Source organism: Bacillus cereus group sp. TH152-1LC, from assembly GCF_027710505.1.
Taxonomy (GTDB): Bacteria; Bacillota; Bacilli; order Bacillales; family Bacillaceae_G; genus Bacillus_A; species Bacillus_A mobilis.
Map to the genome: position 1 here is coordinate 306,115 of NZ_JAQFNK010000001.1, position 25,188 is coordinate 331,302.

Below are 25,188 nucleotides of genomic sequence, written 5' to 3' on the forward strand. Positions count from 1 at the left end.
GGTGAATAAAATGCTTAATGAATTAATATTGATTGGTCGAATTGGCAGCCAGCCGGAATCGACAGAGACTAAAAATGGTACAAAGTTGGTAACGATTTCTTTGCCATTATTCCATTCTTATACACCGGAAGGTAGAAAAACTGAATGGATTCAATGTAGAGCTTTTGGAAAATTAGGTAACATAGTGGAAATGGCTAAAAAGGGAGTATTAGTAGCCGTAAAAGGGGAAATTCATAATCCAACTTGGGAAGATGAAAATGGAAATAAGAAAAGTAGAGCTTACGTTGTGATTGAATCGTTTCGTTTTTTGGAAAAGAAAAAAACAGACGATGGGGAATCGTCTGAGCAGGAAAGTGCCAATGACAGCAATGAAATTCAAGCTCCTTCAATTGATGATGATATAGATGGTTTTTTGAACGGATTTTAATATTTAAAATGATGCGTAAAAACGCATCATTTTTTTATTGATTTTATAAGTTTACTTGGGGTTTATATTGAGTTTATCCTATGTATCGATTTCTGGATATGGTAGGGTCTTTCTCACCCAAAATAATAAAAAATACTAAAAAAAAAGCAAGTGTTAGAAAAAGAAGAAATTTAAATTGTGCCTATAAAGAACTTTACAATTCAGAAAATTATGTTAAAAAGAAGGTTGAATTTACATTGAGAGGGGGAATTTTTATCAAAAAAATAATTGCTACTTTGGGATTTGCGGCTCTTGTTACAATCGGCTTTAATAATCAAGCATATGCTGCTGAAAAAGATGTAACTAAGAAAAAAGTAATTATCATTTTCAAAGATAATCAATCTAAAAATAGAACTGTCACTTTAAATAATAATGGGGAAGTTGGTCGAGATTTCAAAAATATCCCGGCAATATCTGCTGAACTTACTAAAACAGCTATTAATAATTTAAAAAGAAATCCTGATGTTCTATCAGTTGAATACAATAAAGAAGTAACGTTACTAGAAAATCCAAAGACAAAGAATGTATCGGCAAAATCAATCAACTTAGCAAAACAAACCGAGAGTTATGGAATTAATAGTGTAAAAGCAAAAGAAGCCTGGAAAAAAGGAATAACAGGAAAAGGCGTTAAAGTTGCTATTCTGGATACAGGGATTGAGTTCTATCATAAAGATTTAAAAATCGAAGGTGGAATATCTTTTGTTAAAGAGGTGTTGGATAATGGGACTTTAAGTAAAGGATACGATGACTTTAACGGACATGGAACACATGTCGCAGGAATTATTGGTGCAAAAAACAATAATATCGGAACAGTTGGGGTGGCTCCAGACAGTAAATTGTACGCAGTTAAAGTTTTGGATGGAAGTGGAGATGGAACTATAGAGGATATAGTGGCAGGAATAGACTGGTGTATAACAAACCGTATGGATGTAGTGAATTTAAGTATAGGCTCCCCAGAAGGTTCTCCAACATATCAGGCTATTGTTAAGAAAGCTAAAGAAAAAGGGGTAATAGTTGTTGCAGCTAGCGGAAACGATAATTTAAAGGATAATTCAGGTGTTGACTATCCAGCAAAATATCCCGAAGTGGTTGGGGTAGCAGCAGTCGACAAATATAATAAACATGCTGATTTTTCATCAGTTGGTCCCGAAGTGGATGTAGCTGCTCCAGGTGTAAGCATATTAAGTACCTATATAGGTGGAAAATATGAATATATGAGCGGAACTAGTATGGCAGCTCCATATACTACAGGCGTGGTTGCTTTGTATAAAAGTGCATATCCAAAAGCAAAGGTCGAAGATATACTGAAAGTGATGTATACGAATATCGTGGATGTAGACAGAAAAGGGTTTGATAATAAAACAGGAAGAGGTTTGGTACAAGCTCCTACAACTTCGGGAGAAATACCTATAGAATTTAACTCTAAAATAACCACATTTGGTGATAATTATTTATATGCTTCTCCAAAAGATGGTGCAAAGATGTCTGCTAAAATAGGTCCGCAACTTTTACAAGCCGTACAAAAAGAAGGGGATTTTATTTTAGTTAAAACTTGGTTAGGTAATAGATATATTAAAACTAACTTATATGTAGAAGGCATCAAGAATGTTGTAACTAAAAAGATTACATTGAGTGAAAATGCGAGCTTATATTCTTATCCTTTTGAGTCTTACAAAACAAAAGTGGTTATTAGTCCTCAAACAGTGTATTCATTAGAAGAGATTAATGGATGGTATCTTATTAAAACTTGGGTAGGGAATATGTATATAAGACCTCAAAATGCAATTGTAGAGAATTACAAAGAAGTCATGAATTTACCTTTTAAAGAATCTTTATTTTCCCAACCAGATTCTAAATATAATACTGGAACGACTATTGGTCCACAAACAGTTACCGCTATGGATAAAAGAGGCTCATATTATCTAATTAATACAGGGAATGGTGCTTATTGGGTATCACCTAAATATCCGATAATCGGAAATATAGAACAAATAACGGAGAAAATAACCTTAAAAGAAAGAAAAGATTTATATAGTCTACCTTTTGAAGATAGGAAAACAGGGGCAGCCCTCTCAGCTAACCAAACAGTTGAAGCATTTGAAAAATGGGGAAATTGGGTGCATATTAAAACATGGTTAGGAGATAAGTGGATTCAACAAAAATAATAACAATATTTTTCATCCTAATGGGTTCGACTTTCGAGTACAAAAGGGTTAAAGAATATACCAAAAAGCAGTCCAATTCAGATTAATTGGGCTGCTTATTCTTATTTTTTTGTAAGTTCATCTTCGTATTCTTTTTCTGGTTTTGTATTAAGAAATTTATTCATGAGTGCCTCCGCTTGTTCGAACTTTCCGTTTTGTATGTGAAAATAAATTTCTTGTTTATCGTTGCCGGTAAGTTCAGGAGTATTCGCAATGAATGATTTTAATTTGTTATGTAGCTTAAAGAATTCTTTCAAATCATTTTGAAAACGAAACAGTTCTTTTTCTATGTCATTCATAAGGTTTGATAGTTTTTCAGGTTTTGATTCTTGTAAATCAATTACTTTTCCTTCAAGTCTGTTAGCTGTAAACAAAAATTCTTTGGGATAAAAAACATTTGTGTTTAAAAACGTTTTAAATCTTCCAACTTCATAATTGATTTTTTTAATGAGTTCATCTTTCTTATCGAATTCTTGTTTTGTTTTGCTTTTTACATTTTGTAAAGAATAATTGATGTTTTCTATGTTTTTTTCAAGCGTTGTATCATCTATTTTGCCGTCTAATGCTTGTTCTAGTATTTCTTCTATGTTTTTCTTAATTTGTTGTACTTCTTCTTTGTTCATCTTTTTCTCGTTGCTAGGTTTGTTAATCTCTTTTAAATGTTCATTTAAAGAGACAAGCAATTGTTGTCTTTTAGAGTTTTGTAGTAAAATTTTATTTTTTCGCCTCATCTTTAGTAAGAAAAATGTAACAAGAATAAAGATTGCAGCAAATAAAATGAATAAATAATCCATTTTAATCTCCTTTATAGTTAAAACTTTTCAGATAATCTTTTGATTTGAAGTAGCCAAAAAGCTAAAGTCTTCTCATCTATGTCTGGGATGTCATGAAAAAAGAGATTGCATGTTCCTTCATCTTCAAAGGCATGATATTTCCAAACGTTTTCATTTGTTTCGATACCGAAGTAATAGTATTTATCAATTCTTCCTAAAGTTACTTGTTTATCCCCAAATTGTATTCCAGAAGGGGGAATAAACGCATAATTAGGAGAGTTTGGCAAAAAACCACATCCATTGTTTTCAAAATCAATTAATTGTTTTGCTAAGTCTTGTTTGTCTTTAAAAAAATCACTATTATAAATTTTTTCTTCCCTTGTATTCAAAATAAATTCCTCTTTTCAGTAAAAAGTATTTAAAAATGTATATAATTATGTTACACAACAAAAGAAAAACAACAAAAGGAGAAATGACAAAAGATGACTAAAAAATGGGTTGAAAAACCTTATGATGTAACTAAAGCTAAAATTTTACAACAAGAAGCAAAATTAACTTCATTAACTTCTAAATTGTTAGTTTCAAGAGGGATTGAAACTGATAAACAAGCCCAGTTATTCCTAAAACCAAATTTCAACGAAGACTTACATAACCCTTCTTTGTTAGCAGATATTGATAAAGTAGCAACGAGAATTTACAAAGCCATTCAAAAAATGGAACGCGTTCTTATACACGGCGATTACGACGCGGATGGGGCGACGACTACAGCCATATATGTGAAAGGTTTTAAATTGTTAGGGAAACAAGTTGATTATTTTCTTCCGAACCGTTTTAAGGATGGATATGGAGTTAATGTTAACAATGTTGAGAAATTTGCAGAGTATGACCTTATTATTACTGGGGATACAGGAATTAAAGCTTATGATGCTATATATGAACTAACTCATACGCATCAAAAAGATGTAATTGTTACTGACCACCATGAGCCTGTAGTATTTCCTATTGGTGAACGTGATAGAATCCCAGAAAAGACAAAAGTGATTGAAAATGAACATGAAGTTATGGCAATACCAGACTGTTTTGCGGTTATTAATCCGAAAAGAATAGACTGTGAATATCAAGGGAAAGATTTATCGGGCGCTGGTGTAGCTTTCAAAGTAATTGAAGCAGTATTTGACTACTTGCATTATCCTAAGAGGGAATTGTATCAAATGTTGGATTTGGTAGCTTGCGGTTTAGTACCTGATATGGTTCCAATGTTTAATACGAAGACTGATAGTTTTGAAGTTAGAAACTATGTGAAATTAGGGTTAAATATTATGAATAAGAGTCCGAAAAGATGGGTGACAGCTGTACAGGAATTGAAGGAAAAAGAAAAAAACAAAAACAAACCTAAAGGGAAGGCGCGACCAATTGTTGCAATGGATTTAGGTTTTACCTATGGTCCGTTATTAAATGCAACTGGACGTTTATATGACCCTACACCAGCAGCAGAGTTCCTTATGGAAGAAGATGAAGAAAAAGTAAATGAACTCGCTAAACAGCTTCATGAAATAAATTTAGAAAGAAGAAAGTTATCTGCGGATAACGCATCTGAAATCTTAAAATTCCTAAAAGAACAGAACGAAGAATATATTGATTATGGAATCGTTGTAACTTCTCCTAATCTTCATGTTGGTATTACAGGCTTAGTAGCCGGTGAAGTATTGAAGGAATATTATCGTACAACAATTGCATTAGCGCCATTTATAAATCCAGATGGAACAAAAGTGTACAAAGGTTCAGCTCGTTCGATTCATGGAATTAGTGTTTTGGATGCTTTAATAGATGTAGAAAAGGAAATGGGACCATACATTTATGGGGGGCATGAACAAGCAGCTGGATTAACGTTAAAACCAGAACAATTAGATTTATTCCGTGAGCTATTCCGTTTAGCTGTAAAGAAACAAGCGGATAAATTTGGTCCAGAAGTATTTGAGCCTAAAAAGTTTTACGACGCAAAAATTCAATTCGAAGAAATTAATTTTGATTTAATAAACGAGTTGAACTTATTCGAACCGTTTGGTATGGGTAACGAAGAACCTACATTTTATGCTGGAGATGTTTTTATTGAAAGTATTAAGGTTCTACGTGATAAAGAAACACAGAAAGAAAAAGCTTTGAAATTTAATTTTGTTCAAGATGGACAATTCATTGAAGGAATAACTTTTTCTAAAATTAAAGAGTTGGAAAAACAGTATGAAAAAGCATTAGAACGAAATTCAATGGTACCGTGTGAAGTGTTGGGTATTCCTCAAATTAATGAGTGGATGGGTAGGATTACGTTCCAATTCAAAGTTGAAGATATTAAAATTGAACCTTCTCTGTAAGAGGAGGTTCTTTATGTTCAAGTCTTGTCGGTATAAGTCGAAAGCTAATTATAGGAAATCTAACATTTTAGATAAAATTCAAGGGGGACGGTAGTATGAGCGATTTGTATCCTTATTGTTCTAAATGTGATACGGAGTTAAATGAGGAAGAAAAAGGGTTGAATAGAAAGTATGACAATCTTTTTTATCCAATTTGTAAAAATTGTTTGGGTAAACACACTAAAACAATTATTGATATTGCTAATTCAGAAAATGAAGAAGTTTACTAAAAACTTAATAATAAAAAGCTCCAGATAAATAATCTGGAGCTTTTATATTAACGGAAATTTTTAGTAGAACGTTTATGCATTGGGTCGATAACAAATTTCTTTTCTTCTTTAAGTTGACGTGGAGCGATACCATATACGTAGCAAACACCGTTGATGAAATCTAAAATTCTTTGGTCCATACCAGCTTCAAGTTCATCAAGCATGATGATAACAGCTTTATTTGCAAAGATTGCTTCTGCAATTACTTCAGCATCTTCCATATCATGTGGTGCAGCAATTAGTACATTTGAACCTTCGTCTACAAATACATTAGAATTCAAGAAATTTAAATCTTGACTAGGGTATTCTGTATTTAAAGATAGATTATTTCTTCTTACAGTTTCCATAGATACGTTTGGCTCCTCTCTTTTTTCTAATTCTTGTTGTTCCATGAAGCCAGGACGCAACATGTTTAAAAGTGTGTTTTTCAACGTAAAATCCCCCTTGGTTTTGGTTTTGTATGTTTTGCTAAATCTTATGTGATGAACTAAATTCAAAAGCAATCACATGATATCTAGACAAATTCTTCATTTGATGATTTAATTCTAAAAGCTTAAAATCCTCTTTTTTTCTGTTTTTATATTTTTGAGGGTGGTGTATATTATGGATAATAGGGGTTTTATACCAGGTGTCTGGGAAGAAGAAATTAACGTTACAGATTTTTTGAATTTAAATAGTAAGAAATGGAGCGGTCCTATTAAAAAACAAGTGCACGAGTTGTTTTTCGATGAAGAGTATGATGTATTAAAGGACGAAAATAAAATTTTTACGTTTCTTGTGCCCCTCCAAAAAGAGATTTCAATGGTATATAATAAAAAACACGTTCTGTATTTAGGTGAAAAAACATATTCCAATTATACAGAAACAAGTGATAGAAAAAAGTTTTTAGAAATAGGATTAATTTCACCAGAAAAAGAAGAGGAAAAATGGGCTTTTGTACAACCAGAATTATGTACTGTTCCCCTTTATGGAACTAAAGAGATTGTAAGAACATTGAAACAGTATGTGAAGGACTTAGACAAACAATTTCAAACACAAGAGTGGACACATAGAAAAATTAGCCATCATCGTTCAATTAAAGCAATACAGGAATATGAAGAATTTGCATTAAAACATGGTGTTAACGTAAGAAAACCTTGTACTAGTGCAGTAGAGGTAGCAAATAGTTTGTGGATGACTTCTTTATATTCTTTATTGGAAAATCCTGAAGTTTCATTTTCTTTTCATTCTATTTTTTCCTTTTTAGATATCTTTATAGAAAAGGATATACAGAAGAAGAAATTGAAAGAACGAGAAGCACAGCTTTTAGTAGATGAATTATATTGTAAATTGGCTGCATTAAGGGGAATTGCAAAATGTTCAGGAATATTTGATTTTAGTGTTACGATGGCAAGTTCAAAATTAAATAAAACAAGTTATAGGTTATTAGAAAGTGCGCTTGAATATAAATATTTTAAAATTCCTTTTCAATTAATATTCAATACAGAAGAATTTCCAAAAGAAATTTATGAAAAGGTAGAAGAGCTTTTCAATATAAATCATCCTATTTCTATTTCACAGAGCTTAAGAAAAAGAGATGCGAATAATTTATCTTTAACATCTGCGCATACATTCTTCAGAAATTTTGAGGATATTACAATGCATTTTGCAAGTTTCGATTTACAGAAAGCTTTTGTGGTTGCTTTAAATGGAGGGAAGGATGTTGGTACAAATTCCAATGTTCAACAGGTTACAAAAGCATTGGATAGCAAAAAATTAGATTTTGACTCTGCTTTAATGCAATTTGAAATGTTTTTAAAATATTACATCACATTGTATACAGAGTATATAAATACGTATGCTTATTATTTTGATATGTTTCATGATTTTCCATTTAGACAGTCGATGATATCAAGCTACCCATATTATCTTATGAATGTTGCATATCATAATGTTTCACCGGTTGTTAATTTGTTGACAGCTATATATGAGGAAGCATTTGAGTTGAAGACAAATAAAAAAGGTTATATAGAAGAAATTGTACCTCTTACTGATAATAGAGAAGAATTCATAGGCGCGAAATTAAATGAAATTATACATAATGAAACAAAACGAATGTTGTTCTATAAAAATGGTCATTATAATATTTTATTTTTTGCAGAATGCCCGTTTTTTAAGAAAGAAGATAGATTTGATACACACCTTTTATCACCAATGTCTTTTTCCAAGACATCTTTTTCTGGATTTCAATTAGTAGAAGAGAATGAATTTGAAAAATTCTTTAATGAATTTATAAGTTCTAATTACACTCATATTAGAATCCGTAAAAAATAGGTTTTTTAAACCTATAACCGTTTTTTGGTCTATAATGAATTTAAAAAAAACAAAGGAGAATTGCATATGAGCAAGTTTCAATACATAAGCTATGATGATGCAAAAACAGAAATTTACGTAAATAAAATAATCACTATGGATGAGCTGCTCATCTATTTGCAAAAAACAAAACAATTTAGGGTTGATATTCTTAAGAAATTTAATCCTAAAGTTGTAAAAGAAGATGGAACAATTGATTTGAAAATGAGTTCGGAGAAAAATGGGAAGATTAAATTGAGATGTATCGGTCATGATACAGCAAAAGATAATTCAACTAATATTCTCTTATCATCAAATAAAATTAGTTGTTTTAGAGGAGGTTGTTTGTGCTCAGGAAAAGGATTAAATATAGTACAGGTATATTTAATCTTTAAATTGGGTGTAGACCCTAAAGTCGTATTAAACACAGAAGCGTATAAAGCAATTGGTAAAGAACGTTATCGAGCAATTGCAGAACTTATGGAAATGAAAGGTTATAAAATCCTTCAAGTTACGCAAAGAAAACGTATGACAAAAGAACAGAAAGAAGCTAAATTAAATCAAGAAATATTAAATTTAGCAGCTGACCTGTATCATCAGGAGTTTCTAATAAGCGAAGAAGCACAAAATTATTTCTTCGAAGCCAAATATGAAGAAGTAGATAAAAATGGCGAGAAAGTAGAGAGAAAAGGGAGAGCTTTTCAATACGTTAACGGGAAAGAATATGCAATGGAACAAGTAAAAAGGTTTAAAGTAGGATTTGCTCCTGAATCGTTCCCTGCAACATGGTTATATGATAAGCTGGCTCCAAATTACACAACCGAAGAACTTCTAAGAACGTCGGTAATAAGATGGGTTGAATTTAAAGATGAAAATGATAAAGTACGCGAAGCGAAACCTTTTGATTTTCATTCTCATGCTGTAGTTCTACCTTACTGGAATAGAAGACATGTAACCAATCTTTACTCTAGAGCGTTGCATGCAACAAATGAATGGAAACATTTGAGGTTGGCAGGTTCTGTAGATGTTCCTATTCATTTTGAAGAGGCTACAAGACATGCTGTAGTAAACATTGTTGAAGGTGAAATGACTTGGTTTACTAAGATTCTATTTGGGTACGAAAATACCCTTGGGAATCGAGGAACTAATGGATTGTTACCGGAACACGTAGCAATGTTAGTTAAAGTAAGAGAGGAAAGCGCGGGAGAATACTGCCAAACTATCGTTCTAGCTTTCGATGGAGATGAACCGGGAAGACAAGCTACTCTTAAAACAGGTGAAATGCTTGTTAAAGAAGGATTCACAGTAAAGGTTGTATTAATGCCAGAAGGAATGGACCATAATGACATTCTATTTGAGCATAAGGAAAAAGCGAAATCTATCTACGCTAAATTGTACGCTGAAACGGTTTCTTTCCATACTTTTGTTGCGTTATCAAAGGTAAAAGAGAAAATGGAAGCTGCTGCTGACCAAGTACATAAATTAGTTGAAATTAAACATATTATTCTTCAAAACGGAATTACTAGTCAAACAGAGTTGCGTTTAATTGCAGAAGAATTTGCTGCTAAATCAGGAATTCCAGTAGAAGATATATGGGGAGAATGGAAGAAGGAAAATAAAAACGAAGAAGCTTTTCATAAAGAAAACTATGTATTTATGACAAATGATATAGAAAGTTATTATCTTCTTAAATTTGCTTTTAAACAAAAAGCAACTTATGTAGAAGACTTATCATTTTCATTCGTCAGAAATCAAGAAATAAAGGCGAAGAACATAGTAGTTGATAAACTTAATTACAAAGAAGAAGAATTAGAATTGATTGAACAATTCTGTGACGTAAATGAAATTAGAATGCTGACATTTTCTGATTTAAGTGAAGTTATCGAAATTAAAATCGATAATAGTGCTTTGATTAATCAGATGCTAAAGTAACAATATACACATAAAAGAGAACAAATTGTTCTCTTTTTTTATTTTTATGTTATAACAATTAGGAATATTTCTCTTTTATAGTAAAGAAGGTGATTGTCGATGAGAAAAATCATGTATTGTGAAAAGCGTGACGGTCAAAGAGTTCTCTTTGAGAAAGTAAGAATCGTTAACGCTGTTTACAAAGCTTTTGAGGCATCGAAAGAAGGTAATAAAATCATTGCCCAAAAGATAACAGAGACTATCATGGAAAATATTTTACGAATTCACCGTGATAAGACTCCGACAATCGAAGACATTCAGGACTTAGTTGAGGATACGTTAATTAGTCATAATTTCCGTTCCACAGCAAAAAAATACATTCTGTATAGAGAAGAGCGTGCTAAGTTGCGTGTAATTTCTTAAGGATTTTACAAAGAGAAAGTGTGAAAACTTTGTCTTTGTAATAAAAAACAACCGATATATTTTCGGTTGTTTTTTATTTTCAATAGAACCTTCTAAGTATGTATGACTATTGTAGTTTTTGAATTACTTCAATAGATTTTTGACCTGTTTATGTACTTCTTCTATGCTTTTTGTAGCATCTACAATTACATATGGATAAGGACAAATATTTTTATAGTAATAGAGATAACCTTCTCGTACTTTCTCGAAAAACTCAACATTTTCTCCATCAAGTCGGTCTTGTTTTTCTGTTCTTCCGGCTAAGCGTTTCATAGCAACTTCAGTCGGTAGGTCAAAGAAAATTTCAAGCGTAGGGTATGTATCTTTTACGATAGGGTGATTCAATTCCCAAATTCTCTCCATACCTAATCCCCTAGCATTCCCCTGATAGGCAACACTACAAGCAACCGAACGTCTTCCTAAAACAGGAATACCAGATTCTAAAGCAGGTTGAATCGAATTTTCAATGTTATCCGAACGAGAGGCAGCATATAAAAAAGCTTCAGCCATGCCAGTCATTCCATTTGTATGAATTTCATGTTGAGCCTTTTGGAGTAAATTTGTTGTACGTCCACTAAGAGAATCTGTGTGTAATAGTGGAAGCAATAAGCTAATTCTTTCGCTATTAGACAAATCTTTTTCCAAAATTACAGAACGAATAATTTCAGCATGTTCCGTTCCACCAGGCTCTCTAGTCAATAAAGCGTTTGGGTAATCTCTTTTTATAAGTTCAAAAATAGTATCTTTCCCGGAGCCATCTGCCCCAATTAGATTTTTATAATCTTTCATAGGTAGTATGTGGTTCATTATTCTGAATTTCCCCTTATTTTTTATTAACACTAACATTAACACATTAATTCCGAAAGAGGAAAGAGGGGATTATGCCTCTTCTCCAAACAACCTTTTTGCTTCATCATCACGTATTGGGGTAGGTCCACCTAAAATATGACGAACCACCTGTAGCTTTACAGCATTATATGTTTCGTTTGTATGAATCATTTTAATAAAAACATAACCTTTGTAATCTGGAACTTTTTCAAGTTGTTTCCCGGTTTTACTTTCAACCATTTCAGATATGATTTTTACATCTTTAATGTAGTCTTCAAATTGCTTATTTTTCATTAATCCAGACAGCTTCTCCCTTACGCTTAATTCCTGCCCAGGGTTAACAACAATTACATACCATTTTAACGGAAGTTGTTCTTCCATATTAATCCCTCCACTTATATATTCTTAAGCTCTTTTTTTTAAAAAGTTTTATAAAATTCCTATTGTTTATGAATTTCAGTCGTTTGTTTTGAAAATATTCATAAAAAATCGCTATTTTTTTAAAATAATATACTTTTAAGTACGTTTTAAAAGGGAAAAGCGATAAATTAAAAAATAAATAAATTAAATAGGAAATGCCAACAAATTCAAAATCTATTTTGATATACTTAATCCAGAAAAGGGAGGAATTCGAAATGACTGATATTAAAATTGTTGATAAGAATCAATCTTATGATGCTAGTAATATCGATGTTTTAGAAGGTCTTGAGGCGGTCCGAGTAAGACCAGGTATGTATATCGGTTCAACATCTGCGCGCGGTTTGCATCATATGGTTTGGGAAATCGTAGATAACTCTGTGGATGAACATTTAGCAGGTTTTTGCAGTGATATTAACGTTACAATCCATACAGATAACTCTATTACTGTAGAAGATAATGGACGTGGAATCCCGGTTGATTTACATCCTAAATTCGGAAAACCAACAGTAGAAGTTGTTTTAACTGTATTACATGCTGGCGGTAAGTTTGGCGGTGGCGGATACAAAGTATCTGGTGGACTTCACGGTGTAGGTTCTTCTGTAGTTAACGCTTTGTCTGATGAAATGACAGCGAGAGTTAAACGAAATGGAGAAATATACGAAATTAAATTCGAAAGAGGTAAAACGGTACAACCTCTAAAAGTCGTTGGTAATTTAGCCAATGCAGATGATACGGGAACAATCACTCATTTCGTTCCAGATGGAACAATTTTCAAAGAAACATTAGAATATGATTTTAAAACAATATATACAAGAATGAGAGAAAGTGCATTCTTAAATCCTGGATTAACAATAAGAGTTACTGATGAACGTGACATTGACCCAGAAACTGATAAACCTGTATCAGAAACTTTTTGTTATCATGGAGGGTTGGTTGATTATGTTAAATTCCTTAATCAATCTAAAACACCATTGCATGAGGATATTTTCTCCGCGACAGAAGTGAAAGATGGGGTAGAAGTGAACTTAGCATTGCAGTATACGGATGCTTATCGTAACGATGGTATTTTTTCTTATGTAAATAACGTAAAAACAGCAGAAGGCGGAACTCACGAAACTGGGTTTAAAACAGCATTAACTGCAACAATAAGACAATACATTCAAGTGAATGAGTTAATTAAAGGAAAAGAGTTTCCTAATGGTGAGGATATGCGTGTAGGTTTAACAGCAATTATTTCTGTTAAAGTTCCAGACCCACAGTTTGAAGGGCAAACTAAGAATAAATTAGGAAATTCAGAAGTTGCGCCAATTGTAAATGCAATTGTCTCAAAACAGTTAGACAAATTCCTTACTGAAAAACCAAATCAGGCAGAAACAATCATTAAAAAAATTATTGATTCATTTGAAGAGCGAATGGCAGCAAGAAAGGCTCGTCAAGAAAAACGTGCTCGTAAAATGACAGGAGAGTATGCTTCTTTAGATATGCCAGATAAGCTTGCAGATGTAAATTCTAAAACCCCTGTTGCTGAACGTGAAGTATTCTTGGTTGAGGGTGATTCAGCTGGTGGGTCAGCTAAACAAGCTCGTGACCGTATGACACAGGCAATTCTACCATTAAGAGGTAAAGTAATTAACACTGAAAAAGCATCAATCGACAAAATTAACGAAAATAATGAAATTGACTTCATGAGAACTGTAATAGGTACTGATTTAGACGAGTATTTCGATTATTCAAAGTTACGTTATAACAAAATTATTATTATGACGGATGCGGATGTTGATGGTAAGCATATTCAAGCATTATTACTAACTTTATTCTATCGTTATATGAGACCTCTTGTGGAACGTGGACATATTTATTTAGCTCAACCACCTCTGTACGGTATAAAACGAGGAGATAAAGTTTTAAGATATTGCTATTCTGAGGCGGAAAAAGAAGCAGCGCTGAAAGAATTCCCAAATGCGAATGTACAACGTTATAAAGGTCTTGGAGAAATGAATCCAACACAATTAAAAGAAACAACAATGGACCCACAAACAAGAACGTTGTTACAAATTACTGTAGAAGATGCAGCTGAAGCAGAAAACTTATTCCATACATTAATGGGTGATGAAAGTCATCTACGTAAAGATTACATACAAAAATTTGGACGTAAGGCTAGTTTAGACCTGTAGTACATACATAACTTAAAGCTCGAACTTGTAACATATACATATTTAAGGAGTGAAATTTGGATGTTATTAGAAGAGAAAATCAAAGAACTGCCAATTACTAATGCCTTGGCTGATGGTTGGATTGACTATGCAATGAGCGTAATTATTTCCCGTGCGCTTCCAGATGTACGTGATGGATTAAAACCAGTACACAGACGTATTTTACATGCGATGAACGAATTGAACAATGCATATAATAGACCATATAAAAAATCTGCTCGTATTGTAGGGGAAGTAATTGGTAAGTATCATCCTCATGGTGATTCAGCGGTTTATGATACAATGGTTCGTATGGCACAAGCATTCAAAATGAGAGTTCCATTAGTGGATGGACACGGAAACTTTGGTTCTATTGATGGTGATTCTCCAGCTGCTATGCGTTATACGGAATCACGTATGGCTAAAGTTTCACATGAACTTCTTCGAGATATTGATAAAAATACAGTGGATTTTCAAGATAACTTTGATGGAGCCGAAAAAGAGCCTGTAGTATTACCAGCACGTTTGCCTAATCTATTAATCAATGGAACAGAAGGTATTGCGGTAGGTATGGCAACATCAATGCCGCCACATAATCTAAGAGAAGTGTGTACTTCAATCATTGAACAAATGGATAATCCAGAAATTACAATTGAAGAGTTAATGGAAATTGTAAAAGGTCCAGATTTTCCAACAGGTGGAACAATTTTAGGTGATGAAGGGATTAAAAAAGCATTCTCTACAGGTAGGGGCTCTATTACTTTACGAGGAACGATTGAAAGAGAATTTGTAGATGGTTACGAAGCAATCATTATTAAACAAATTCCTTACCAAGTAAATAAAGAAAAATTAATAGGGCAAATCAAACAGATTCAAAGAGAGTATCAACAAACTCAACGTGATATGAAAAAGAAAAACGCTAAAAAAATTGTACAAAAAGGGATGGACTTTATTTACGACATTCGCGATGAAACTGAAGGGGAAAATAGCCATGATAAACTACGAATAGTTATTCAATTAAAAAATGGCGTAAACCCAGACCGTGTTGTGAAGTATTTGTACAAGCATACTCAGTTACAACAATCATTTGGAATTATTAATCTAGCTTTAGTTCCTACTAAATATGGAATGGAACCTAAAGTGTTGAATTTAAAGGAAATGATTGAACAATACATTAAACACCAACGTGAGGTTATTCAACGTCAGTTGCAGTTTGACTTGGATAAAAAAGAAAAAGAAATGCATTTATTAGATGCAGTCATTAGAGCTATAGGAAATATTGATGAAACTGTACGAACAATTAAAGCAGCAAAAACAAAAGAAGAAGCTATTGAAGGATTATATAACCTATTGGGTGTTGATGAAAAACAAGCAGCTCATATCTTAGCAATGAGATTACAACGTCTAGCTAATTATGAAGTAGATGAACAAAGAGCAGCACATAATCAAGTAGATTTGGAAATTAAAAACTTAAAAGAAAAATTAGCATCTCAAGAAGTAATGGATAGAATTATTAAAGAAGACCTTCAAGAAATGATTGAAGTATATGGTGAAGACCGTGCAACTGTTATCGCTCCTCCAGCTGATGCAATTAGTGATGAGGAATTGATTGAAAGAGAAGACGTTGTTGTTACAATGACGAGAAATGGTATGGTTAAGCGTATTCCTCAGGCTCAATATCGTGTACAACGTAGAAATGGTCGCGGTGTAAATGGTATGGGCACATTCGATGATGATAATGTAAAACACCTACAAATCGCAAATACACATGATACGCTAATGTTCTTTACAAACAAAGGTCTTGTTTACAAAACAAAGGCATATCAAATCCCACTAACTAACAAAGATTCAAAAGGCGTTTCTATTAGAACAATTTTTGATATGCAGGATGATGAGTATGTACAAGCAATTCTTGCAATTGAGGAATTCAACTCAGAACAAACTGTAGTATTTGGCACAAAACAAGGGATTGTAAAACGTACACGTTTAGTAGAATATAATCGTTCTGCTCGTAATGGTATCTTAGCTATCACGCTTAACGATGGTGATGAAGTTGTAAATGTAGGATTAACAAGTGGCGATATGTACGTAACTGCGATAACTCGTTACGGTAAATCTATTACGTTTGAAGAAAGTAACGTAAAAGTTGTTAGTCGTAGTGGTAAAGGTGTAAAAGGTATTGATTTAGCGCCTAAGGATGAGGTTGTATCTTTATCTATTCACCGAGGATTTTCACAATTATTTATTGCTACAAGTAATGGTATAGGAAAAAGAACTCCACTTTCTGAATTCCGTATCCAAAAACGTGGTGGTAAAGGTGTACGTGCTATTACAGTTAAAGATGGACTTGTTATTGGAACTTGCGTAGTAGAAGAAGACGAACAATTAATTCTTTTAACAAAACAAGGTATTATTATAAAAATGTTAGCTAAAGAAATCTCTAGTTTTAGTCGAAACGCACAAGGCAGTAGTGTTATTAACCTAAAAGATGGGGACGAATTAATTGCTGTTGATAGAAATTCGGAACAAGAAGATGAAGAAGTAGCTTTAGAAGATGAAGCTCAAGAATAAAAATATGTAAGTAAGCAAAGAGGACCTTTTAAAATTTTAAAAGGTTCTTTTTGTTTCTAAAAATAGATATTTCTTTTTGGAAAATATCAAAAATATTCGTTTTAAGTATACAATGTCTTAGGATTATTAAAATACTTAAACAAGTTTTACATAGGAGAGAGGCGATTAAATTGGCACAACTTTTTTTTAAGTACGGAGCCATGAATAGTGGCAAATCTATTGAAATTCTAAAAGTGGCACATAATTACGAAGAACAAGATAAATCTGTAATGATTTTTACATCTGCTATTGACAATCGAGATGAAATAGGTTATGTATCATCCCGAATTGGCTTAAGAAGAGAAGCAATTCCAATCTATGATAAAACAAATGTATTCGAAATTGTAAAAGAGCATAATGAAGCAGTGAGTTGTGTATTAGTTGACGAGGTGCAATTTACAAAGAAAGAACAAATTTTACAGTTTACAAAAATCGTAGATGAATTAAACATTCCGGTAATGGGTTTTGGATTGAAAAATGATTTTCAAAATGAATTGTTTGAAGGTAGCAAGTATATGCTTTTATATGCAGATAAAATTGAAGAAATGAAAACAATTTGTTGGTTCTGCGAAAAAAAGGCTTCAATGGCTTTAAGAGTGGATGAAAATAAAAAACCGGTGTACACCGGGGAGCAAATTCAAATCGGAGGGAATGATTCTTATTATCCTGTTTGCAGGAAGTGTCATAAGAATCCACCCCTATAAACCGTTAAAATGTGTTTATTTTCTGGATTTAAGTTAGTATTTAATATACACTTTAATTCTATTCCTAAATCCAAAATATTTTTGGAGTTTCTGAATTTGTATGCTATACTTAACGGGTAATCTGGAAAAGTAGTTTTTTTAAACGAAAGGAAGAGATATTAATGCAATTAGTAAATGGTATTGTAGGTGCAATAACTTTGAAGTCTTCGCCACAAAAAGGAACGCCATTCCTTGAAGTTGTAGTCTATTCATTAGACCATCAAACTGAAGACGGAAAAAATAAGCCTGTATATATTCGAGTATGGGAACCTTTCATTTCTGAATTCCAGAAACGTTTAAAAGTAAAAGACCGAGTTCAATTACCTATTGATAGATTTCGTGAAAATCTTCAAATTAATCAAGAAGGAAAACCGGTTAGTTACTTAAATGCAAACTTCTCAATGTTCTCTTATTTATATAGCGGCAATGGAAATGCTAGTAACGGAAATGGTAACAACGGTAATGCTAGTAACGGTAATTCAAATAATGGTAATTATAATAATAACCGTGGTAACAACAATGGCGCAAATAATTTCAATAATCAACAGAATAATAATCAATACAATAATCAAAATCAGAATCAGAATAATAACCAAAACCAGTTCAATAACCAATCACAAAACACTGGGCAAGGTAATTTTGGAAACAATAACAACAACGCAAATAATGTTGTTACGAATCCTCAATCTCAAGTTGATGCAATTGAATCATTCCTTGATAGTATTTAATACATAATCGAATTTTTGTGAGATACATACAGTGAAAAATGGGTGCTTTTAATAGCATCCATTTTTTTTATTTATTTTAGTAAAAGGATAATAAAGAAACTGAACAAAATACAGACATAGAACTATAGATAAAGTAGGGATGGTAATGAAGAAAAGAATACATGCAGTGTGGACCATTCTTTTGGTTATCTTTTTCTTTTACTTACTATATCAATCAACGTTCGCTTGGAACGAAGAAGTAACTACTCCGGAAACAACAACTACACAACTGCCAGAAAACAAAACGGCGTTTATAGTAATAAAGGATACGCATTACGGAGTAAGACGTTCTGGAATATCATCAGTACAAAAAAGTTTAGAACTATGGAAATTTGATGAAAAAAATGAACAAGTGCTATTAAAGCATAAAAATTTGTTACCGACAGAAAAAACACAGATGATGGTGTTGTATGATAGAGGATACGATTCATTCGCACATCATTCGGATGTATTATCATTAGTCAATTTCCCTTATGAACACTTTTATAATGGAGAAGAAATTTTTGAAGTTCATGGTGTAAAAAAAGATGGAGAAGTTTATTTAACTTATAAAAATAAACGAATTCATCTAGCTCCTGGCGAATCTTACCATACTGTTTCAAGTGAAGGTTTTAAAGTTACTTGGACAACCATTAAGAACTATGGATTGTATGATAAGAGTCAGTTTGATATCAAGGGTAAAAAAGTTAAGGACAAGAATGGCGAAGTGATTCCTCAAGAAGTGGATTTAGGGCGTTTAGAAACAAAAGATTTAGAACCAACAGAGAAAAAAGAATATGACACAAAACCTCTTGTAAACGTAACGAATTAAAAAAGGAAAGGCTCTGAATTGAAAAAAACAGAGCCTTTTCTTTTTTTAGAAAAATAAATGATATGATTTTGAAATTAAAAACATAACCGAAAGGAGATGGTTCCATTGTTAAAGATTGATGGAGATACATTAAAGAACAGTCTAGTGACTATTAAAAGTATCACTGAATCAAAAGCAATTCAATCAAAAGAAAAATTTGATTTTAAATCTTTTGAAGTAGAAAATCATTCATCAAAAGTTGCTGCGGTGGATGGAAGTAACCATAGTATTCCGGGTGTTAATTTTGTTATTGCGGCGCTTCGTTCAGGTTATCTAATATATCAAAATGGTGAAATTGCAGAAGAAAAAATTAGTAAGATACGCTTAGAAACATTAGTGAATTCAAATGATGATAATTTAGGTTTCTTAAAATTATACAAAGAATACTTTTTTGATTTAACAGGTGAATTTCCTGAAGATTATTTGGAATTTGAAAAAGCTGCGGAAAGACTACGCACAATTATGGAGTGGAAGAATATTTCTGAATTAGTAGAACAATTGGGTAGAGGAGATATCATTATTTTTGATGGTTCTTTTATTTCAGGAGCCATTTCTACAAATAAATTATTCTTCGAAACACTTGTATCAAAAGCAAAAGACAAAGGCATATCTTTAATGGGTCTTTCAAAAGATACAAGCCTTTCGATAGATAGTGTGCCTATTCCATCTATCTTAAGAGATGCAGCGAAAGTACAAGCTAAAAATAAGAATTGGTATGTATACATAGAGGAAGAAGATACTTATTTTGTGAAATTTACAAAAGAAAAAGACCTTATTTTTCGATTTGATGTAGTTTATCCAGATGATATGAGTGTAGAAGAAGTATTAAGTAAGGTTGGTGCTTATGCTTTTAGTACCCGAACATTAGGATATCCATTCCCAATGCAACGAATTCATGACGAAGTTCGAATTTCTCAAATGGATAAAGAAAATTGTTTTTCAGTTTTAAAAAATACTTGGATTAGTCAATCCAATCCGCAGAATTCAGAAGAACTACGAAAAGTGATTTCAGAATTTAATGAGCTGTTTTTTAATTATCACAAGCAATTAGATGTCATGTCGAGTGGAAGATAATAATAATTGGAGGAATAATAGTGAAATCTATCTTAGAAGCATCAAAAATCGTTGGACATATTAATGGCGAAAGTTTAGAAAAAATTACATTTGTTGCAGACCAGAGAAAGAGAGATGGGAGTATGCAACGAATTACACTTGGGGAGATGTATGTCGCTGTAGACCGATATACACATGAACGATTTTTATTACGGGTAAGTACCACTAAATATGGTCAACATTCTGCATTTAGAACCGAAAGTGCAAGAGCATATAATCAAGTTATTTCAACAACATTTGAAAATGAACACTTAAATTTCAATGAAATATATCAAGATGATAGACCAGAACAAAGATTCATAGAAGCTGAATGTGAATATGTAGGATATATTGATTTGGATGGGAAATTTGGACCTCCAAAACATTTGCCGTCAGATGATTCTCCAGTGAGAAAATTAGATGAAAGTGACTTAGATTTCATGGAAAATTTCTTAGGGGATGTTCCATTTGGAAAACTACGTTCAGGTTCCAATGTTTTAAGTGTTCCAGTAGGATTATTTGTAGAGCTAATACCATATCATATGGGAGTTTTCGCAAAAACCGGTGGAGGTAAATCGAATTTTGTGCAGCGTTTATTAGCTGGTTTCTTAGACCTTCCTGGTCGCGCAGGAATTCTGTTATTAGAACCTCATGGAGAATATAAACAGAATCTAATTGCGCATCCTAATGCAGCTGGTAACTTAGAAGTCTTTGAAATGAAAGAAGGAGCACCAAGAAGATTACGTATCTCTTATTCTGATTTATCTGTGACAGATTTAATGAATATTAAAAAACAGGTAAATTGGACAGAACCACAAGAACGTTTTATGAGAGATGCAGAAGAAAAGTTGGGTAGGGATTGGTTTAGATTTATCGTAGAAACGCCGGTTAAATGGGATGATGTAATGAATACTGATGGTACACTTCAAAATGGTGTTACGACAGTTCTTAAAGAGCATTTCCCTGGTACTTTTGAAGATACAATGCAAGTTGCGAAATCCAAATTATCTCGTATTAAAAATGCACCTTTTTTAACAAGAGACCCTAATGTAAGTGATATTAAAGAAATCATGAAGATGCTGGATGATGGAAAAATTGTATTAATTGATTTGGTAGGATTAGAATCAGCTCAAGAATTATTAGTATCAACAATATTAGCTTCTAAAGCATTAAAACGACGTAAACACATTTATAATACTGATAGAACAAAGTGTGAAGGATTACCTCCTATTGGTATTTTGCTAGAAGAAGCACAACGTGTATTAAATAAAGATGCAAATCATGACGGAAATACGTTTGCAAATATTTGCAACGAAGGTCGTAAGTTCCGAGTAGGATTAATACCGGTTACACAACAACCAAAAAATATTGATGCAAATCTAATGTCACAGATTAGTACATTGTTTATCTTATTAATTACTGATGAAAATGATTTTGAAGCTTTAAAGAAAGTATCGGCTAAACCTATTGATAAATTAAGACAGGAAATTAAGGGTTTACAGCCAGGTGAAGCTATTATATCTTCGCCAAAGTCGCCTTTTGCACTTCCTGTAAAAGTGGATTTATATGACGATTACATAAGAGAGTTAAAGAAAAAGAAAATACATAGCGCAAAAACAGTTAAAAAACCTAGCTTCGGATTAATGATGTAATGAAAAGAACTCGCTTGTTTAAAGCGAGTTCTTTTGTATATATAAAGCATAATGTTTGTATTAATCAAAGTTAACGTGGGACATATGCTTCCTTTTTGCTTTATTTTCGATTGTTTCTAGATATATATTTGTTGTTGCGATGTTGGAATGACCAGCATTATCTTTTACAACAGCCAAAGGTACGTTTTGTTCCAATAAAAAAGTAATATATGTATGACGGAACCAGTGAGGGCTTACATCTGGGTTCTTTTCTGCGATGTGAGCAGCTTTTTTTACTATTTTATATAAATTATTGTAACTCATAGGTTTTATGTTTTCGGCTACTTTCACTCCAACTGGTGAAAATAGAACAGGTATTTTACGTAATTCTCTTTCTGTTAGGTCGTATTTATTTTTTACACTCTCTTTGTGTTTAATAAAGAGTTCTTTTATGGTTGCACTAAATATAGGTATTTCTCTTGGCTTGTTTCCTTTACCTAAGACTTCAACATGTAGAATTTCATCTTCTTCGAAAAAGCTTCCAAATGTTACACCGGTCAATTCGCTTGCACGCATTCCTGTCCCGAAAAGAAGCCAACCAATTAAAGAGTTTCGTGTTTTTAAAAATTCAAAGAAACTTTTGTTTCTAGGAGCATCTTCTACGAGTTCTTCAAAAAATCCGATTATAATTTTAGCATCTCGTTCAGTTAACTCTCTTCGTTTAGCGATTTTTTTACCTTGATTTTGCTCCTGAACATCTTTTGAACTAAAATGCCCCTTAATAGATTTAGGTTTGTAATTTTTCACTCTTCCTGAAAAGTCTACAGAATAGAATTTCATATCTGCCCCAAATTTAAGTAGTCTCCGGAAAAAATCTAACTTTCTAATGGATGTGCGGATAGCATACTTTTCTTTAATATAATCGCAATACATTTTTACTTCAGGGTCTCCGATGCTTCGCAAGGAAAATTGATTGGTTTGTAAAAACTGAACTAAAGTTTTACCATCGTTTCTATAAGCCCTTAACGTATGTGGAGAAAGTGGTTCATAAGTGTCATCGTTTTTTCTTAATTCCATCTGAAAGAAAAATTCAAGGAATTCCCAATCATTTGTATCCTTTAAGGTTATTGCTCTATTTTCATCTAAAAAACGGTCTTCGTTGAAAATCTGAGAGATATCCACTTCGTTTTTGTTTTGATTATCATTACTATGAGCTGGTAATTGGTTCATAATATCACTCCCTTACATCATTTTATCAAAATTATCTTTAATAAACATTCGTTTGAACTCATTTTTTATAATTCTTTTTTTATAATTTATTTCATTCAAAAAGGACAATTTATTTTTCCTTGAAAATACTAGGGTAGTAAGAACAAAATATTATTTTTGTTATTGATAAATAACGGATTCTTAAGAGTTTTAGGTAATCTGTTTAAAAAATATGAGCTTGCCAAAAACGAAGATTAAAAAAAGTAGGGGAAAGAGGTGAATGGGAGTTTTTTTTAACTCCTATATAATGACAAACATCGATAAAAACGCTGAAAAAAAGAAATTTGATAAAATCATCACTGACATTGAAACTGTACTGGACTGTGGTTGGAAGGTACCTCCTTTTGGAGCTGTTGTTTCTGCAAAGGAAATTAGAAAACAATTAGCTACTTTGCAAAAAGCTGTTAGCGACTCTGTAGAAGAAGCAGAGCACATCGTAGCTGTAAAAGAGAAAATATTAACGGATGCAAGAGCAGAAGCAGAAGAAATCATTCGTCGTCGTCAAATTGAAATTTCAAAACAACCTATTTTAAAAGAAGCAGAAAACATAGCCAAAAAAATGTTGCTTCAAGCTAAAGAAGAAGCAGAAAAAATGGTGCGTCAAGCTCAAGAATTCCAACAAGAAATTAAAGAACGAACATATCGTTATGCAGATATGGTCTTTAACGAATTAGATAGAGGGTTAAGTGATAAACGTAAAGATATCATGCAAAATCGTCAACAATTAAAGGCATTAGTAGAAGCTGCTAATAATCCAAATGCTAATAACTCAAATAAAGAAGAAGTAGCAGCAGAGCCTAAAAGAAAATTATCATAAATTAGAAGAAGACACCTTTTATTTTTAAAAGGTGTCTTTTTTTAAAAAAATGTGGATAAAAATGGACAAATAAAACACATAATGTTACCCTCTTTAAGCTTTAAGGGAGGTGTAGGTTTATGAAATACACAAAAAAATTACTTTCTAGAGAAAATAGAGATTATTCCAGCGAAGTGTTTTATGGAACTTTGTTCGAAATGCTTAATAATGAGAAAACACTAGAAGAATATGTAGAACAAATCTTAACAAGCTTGAATAAAATTGAAGGACCGATTCATGTTGTGCGTAGGAATGCACAATCAATTGATTTTTTAACGGAATCGGAAGAGTATGAAAAAGATAAAGTTATGAATTCTGAAGTTTATAAAAAAATAAAAGAGACTAAGAAACCTTTCTTCTTTCATAATTTATCAGAAGAAGGCGATGAATATTATGCTGGATTTCCATTAAACTTAAAGGGGAAGTTTGTTGGAGCAGTGCTTGTTGAAAAAAAACAAGAAATCAAACAATGGAAGGAAATATATGTAGCACTACATATGTTGGTATTCGGCTTTAGATATTTTACTCTGATAGAAAAAGAAAGAGAAATGAATATAAGAGATGTTATTACAGGTCTGTACAATGAAAAATATTTTTACACTCATCTTGAAATTGAACAAGAGAAGTATCGTCGTTACAAAACACCTATGACATTAGTTCTTTTTGAGTTAAAGAATTTCGCAAAAATTGCAGATGAATATGGATTTGAAGTAGGAGAAAAAATATTACAAAACTTAGGTGCAGCGGTAGCAAAACAAAGTCGTAGCGTTGATATGCCAGCGAGAATAGAAAGAGGTTTATTTGCCGTTCTTTTAAGTAACTCCCCAGAATTAGGAGGAGAAGCAATCGCTAATCGTGTTAATAGATGGATTGGAGATGTAGTAGAGGTTAACGGAAAAGAAGTAAAAATAGATGTAGGTTATTCTTATGTAGAATATCAATACTACCATACAAGAGAAAGTTTCTTCACGGAAACGTATGATAAATTAAAAAAGGAAGAACAAGAGGGCTAAATATAGCCCTTTTTTTAATTTTAATGTATATGTCTTGATTTTTGTATATACATTGTATATACTCAGTCTATAAATAACATTAGATAATTCGTG

The 25,188-nt window shown here is 32.4% G+C and carries 22 protein-coding genes; 16 read left to right on the forward strand and 6 right to left on the reverse strand.

Annotation, left to right across the window (positions count from 1 at the left end; translation table 11 throughout):
- The first annotated feature begins 10 nt into the window (after positions 1 to 10).
- Together PDL00_RS01595 and PDL00_RS01600 are read left to right on the forward strand one after the other, a co-directional pair.
- Entirely contained in the window at positions 11 to 427 is a 417-nt protein-coding gene (locus PDL00_RS01595; RefSeq protein ID WP_270725719.1) for a single-stranded DNA-binding protein, read from the forward strand.
- A gap of 80 nt (positions 428 to 507) precedes the next feature.
- Positions 508 to 2,631, forward strand: coding sequence for a S8 family peptidase (locus PDL00_RS01600; RefSeq protein WP_270725721.1), 2,124 nt, complete (start codon positions 508 to 510; stop codon positions 2,629 to 2,631).
- A gap of 101 nt (positions 2,632 to 2,732) precedes the next feature.
- Here the strand turns inward: PDL00_RS01600 and PDL00_RS01605 are convergent, their stop codons facing one another.
- Positions 2,733 to 3,464 (reverse strand): hypothetical protein, encoded by a 732-nt coding sequence (locus PDL00_RS01605; protein ID WP_270725723.1) that lies wholly within the window; start codon positions 3,462 to 3,464, stop codon positions 2,733 to 2,735.
- Positions 3,465 to 3,481: 17 nt separating this feature from the next.
- On the reverse strand, positions 3,482 to 3,832 hold the full coding sequence (locus PDL00_RS01610; RefSeq protein WP_270725725.1) for a DUF3964 family protein: 351 nt from the start codon (positions 3,830 to 3,832) through the stop codon (positions 3,482 to 3,484).
- A gap of 93 nt (positions 3,833 to 3,925) precedes the next feature.
- Between PDL00_RS01610 and recJ the strand changes: the two genes are divergently transcribed.
- The gene (gene recJ, locus PDL00_RS01615; protein ID WP_270725727.1) at positions 3,926 to 5,812 is read left to right on the forward strand and encodes a single-stranded-DNA-specific exonuclease RecJ; all 1,887 of its coding nucleotides are present in this window, start codon (positions 3,926 to 3,928) and stop codon (positions 5,810 to 5,812) included.
- Between the two features lie 95 nt (positions 5,813 to 5,907).
- Positions 5,908 to 6,081, forward strand: a complete 174-nt coding sequence (locus PDL00_RS01620) for a hypothetical protein (RefSeq protein ID WP_176543836.1) — start codon at positions 5,908 to 5,910, stop codon at positions 6,079 to 6,081.
- Between the two features lie 47 nt (positions 6,082 to 6,128).
- On the opposite strand, the gene sepF is transcribed toward PDL00_RS01620, so the two are convergent.
- Positions 6,129 to 6,551: a cell division protein SepF gene (sepF, locus tag PDL00_RS01625; protein WP_098007172.1), complete on the reverse strand. Its 423-nt coding sequence runs from the start codon at positions 6,549 to 6,551 to the stop codon at positions 6,129 to 6,131.
- A 172-nt stretch (positions 6,552 to 6,723) separates the two neighbouring features.
- Here sepF and PDL00_RS01630 point away from each other — a divergent pair, with 172 nt between their 5' ends.
- From PDL00_RS01630 to PDL00_RS01640, 3 genes are all read left to right on the forward strand, one after another.
- The gene (locus PDL00_RS01630) at positions 6,724 to 8,433 is read left to right on the forward strand and encodes a pyruvate formate lyase family protein (protein ID WP_270725731.1); all 1,710 of its coding nucleotides are present in this window, start codon (positions 6,724 to 6,726) and stop codon (positions 8,431 to 8,433) included.
- 66 nt (positions 8,434 to 8,499) lie between these two features.
- Positions 8,500 to 10,383 (forward strand): toprim domain-containing protein, encoded by a 1,884-nt coding sequence (locus PDL00_RS01635; protein ID WP_270725734.1) that lies wholly within the window; start codon positions 8,500 to 8,502, stop codon positions 10,381 to 10,383.
- Positions 10,384 to 10,482: 99 nt separating this feature from the next.
- Positions 10,483 to 10,785: an ATP cone domain-containing protein gene (locus PDL00_RS01640; RefSeq protein ID WP_098007169.1), complete on the forward strand. Its 303-nt coding sequence runs from the start codon at positions 10,483 to 10,485 to the stop codon at positions 10,783 to 10,785.
- Between the two features lie 123 nt (positions 10,786 to 10,908).
- Here the strand turns inward: PDL00_RS01640 and tmk are convergent, their stop codons facing one another.
- Entirely contained in the window at positions 10,909 to 11,631 is a 723-nt protein-coding gene (tmk, locus tag PDL00_RS01645; protein ID WP_270725736.1) for a dTMP kinase, read from the reverse strand.
- 72 nt (positions 11,632 to 11,703) lie between these two features.
- Positions 11,704 to 12,033 (reverse strand): transcription termination/antitermination NusG family protein, encoded by a 330-nt coding sequence (locus PDL00_RS01650; RefSeq protein WP_098007167.1) that lies wholly within the window; start codon positions 12,031 to 12,033, stop codon positions 11,704 to 11,706.
- Positions 12,034 to 12,287: 254 nt separating this feature from the next.
- Between PDL00_RS01650 and PDL00_RS01655 the strand changes: the two genes are divergently transcribed.
- From PDL00_RS01655 to PDL00_RS01685, 7 genes are all read left to right on the forward strand, one after another.
- Complete coding sequence (locus PDL00_RS01655) at positions 12,288 to 14,246, forward strand: DNA gyrase/topoisomerase IV subunit B (protein ID WP_270725738.1); 1,959 nt, start codon at positions 12,288 to 12,290, stop codon at positions 14,244 to 14,246.
- 60 nt (positions 14,247 to 14,306) lie between these two features.
- The gene (gene gyrA, locus PDL00_RS01660) at positions 14,307 to 16,835 is read left to right on the forward strand and encodes a DNA gyrase subunit A (RefSeq protein ID WP_270725740.1); all 2,529 of its coding nucleotides are present in this window, start codon (positions 14,307 to 14,309) and stop codon (positions 16,833 to 16,835) included.
- Between the two features lie 170 nt (positions 16,836 to 17,005).
- Entirely contained in the window at positions 17,006 to 17,578 is a 573-nt protein-coding gene (locus PDL00_RS01665) for a thymidine kinase (RefSeq protein WP_098007335.1), read from the forward strand.
- 161 nt (positions 17,579 to 17,739) lie between these two features.
- Positions 17,740 to 18,345, forward strand: a complete 606-nt coding sequence (locus PDL00_RS01670) for a hypothetical protein (protein WP_270725743.1) — start codon at positions 17,740 to 17,742, stop codon at positions 18,343 to 18,345.
- Between the two features lie 145 nt (positions 18,346 to 18,490).
- Complete coding sequence (locus tag PDL00_RS01675) at positions 18,491 to 19,195, forward strand: hypothetical protein (protein ID WP_098007068.1); 705 nt, start codon at positions 18,491 to 18,493, stop codon at positions 19,193 to 19,195.
- 105 nt (positions 19,196 to 19,300) lie between these two features.
- Positions 19,301 to 20,308, forward strand: coding sequence for a DNA double-strand break repair nuclease NurA (locus tag PDL00_RS01680; protein ID WP_270725745.1), 1,008 nt, complete (start codon positions 19,301 to 19,303; stop codon positions 20,306 to 20,308).
- A 20-nt stretch (positions 20,309 to 20,328) separates the two neighbouring features.
- Positions 20,329 to 21,978 carry an ATP-binding protein gene (locus PDL00_RS01685; protein ID WP_270725747.1) on the forward strand — a complete coding sequence of 550 codons (1,650 nt, stop codon included), beginning with the start codon at positions 20,329 to 20,331 and terminating at the stop codon, positions 21,976 to 21,978.
- Between the two features lie 60 nt (positions 21,979 to 22,038).
- On the opposite strand, the gene PDL00_RS01690 is transcribed toward PDL00_RS01685, so the two are convergent.
- Positions 22,039 to 23,187 (reverse strand): tyrosine-type recombinase/integrase, encoded by a 1,149-nt coding sequence (locus PDL00_RS01690; protein ID WP_270725749.1) that lies wholly within the window; start codon positions 23,185 to 23,187, stop codon positions 22,039 to 22,041.
- A 259-nt stretch (positions 23,188 to 23,446) separates the two neighbouring features.
- Here PDL00_RS01690 and PDL00_RS01695 point away from each other — a divergent pair, with 259 nt between their 5' ends.
- Positions 23,447 to 24,043, forward strand: a complete 597-nt coding sequence (locus PDL00_RS01695; RefSeq protein ID WP_270725751.1) for a hypothetical protein — start codon at positions 23,447 to 23,449, stop codon at positions 24,041 to 24,043.
- A gap of 119 nt (positions 24,044 to 24,162) precedes the next feature.
- Positions 24,163 to 25,095: a GGDEF domain-containing protein gene (locus tag PDL00_RS01700; protein WP_270725753.1), complete on the forward strand. Its 933-nt coding sequence runs from the start codon at positions 24,163 to 24,165 to the stop codon at positions 25,093 to 25,095.
- The last annotated feature ends 93 nt before the right edge of the window (positions 25,096 to 25,188 follow it).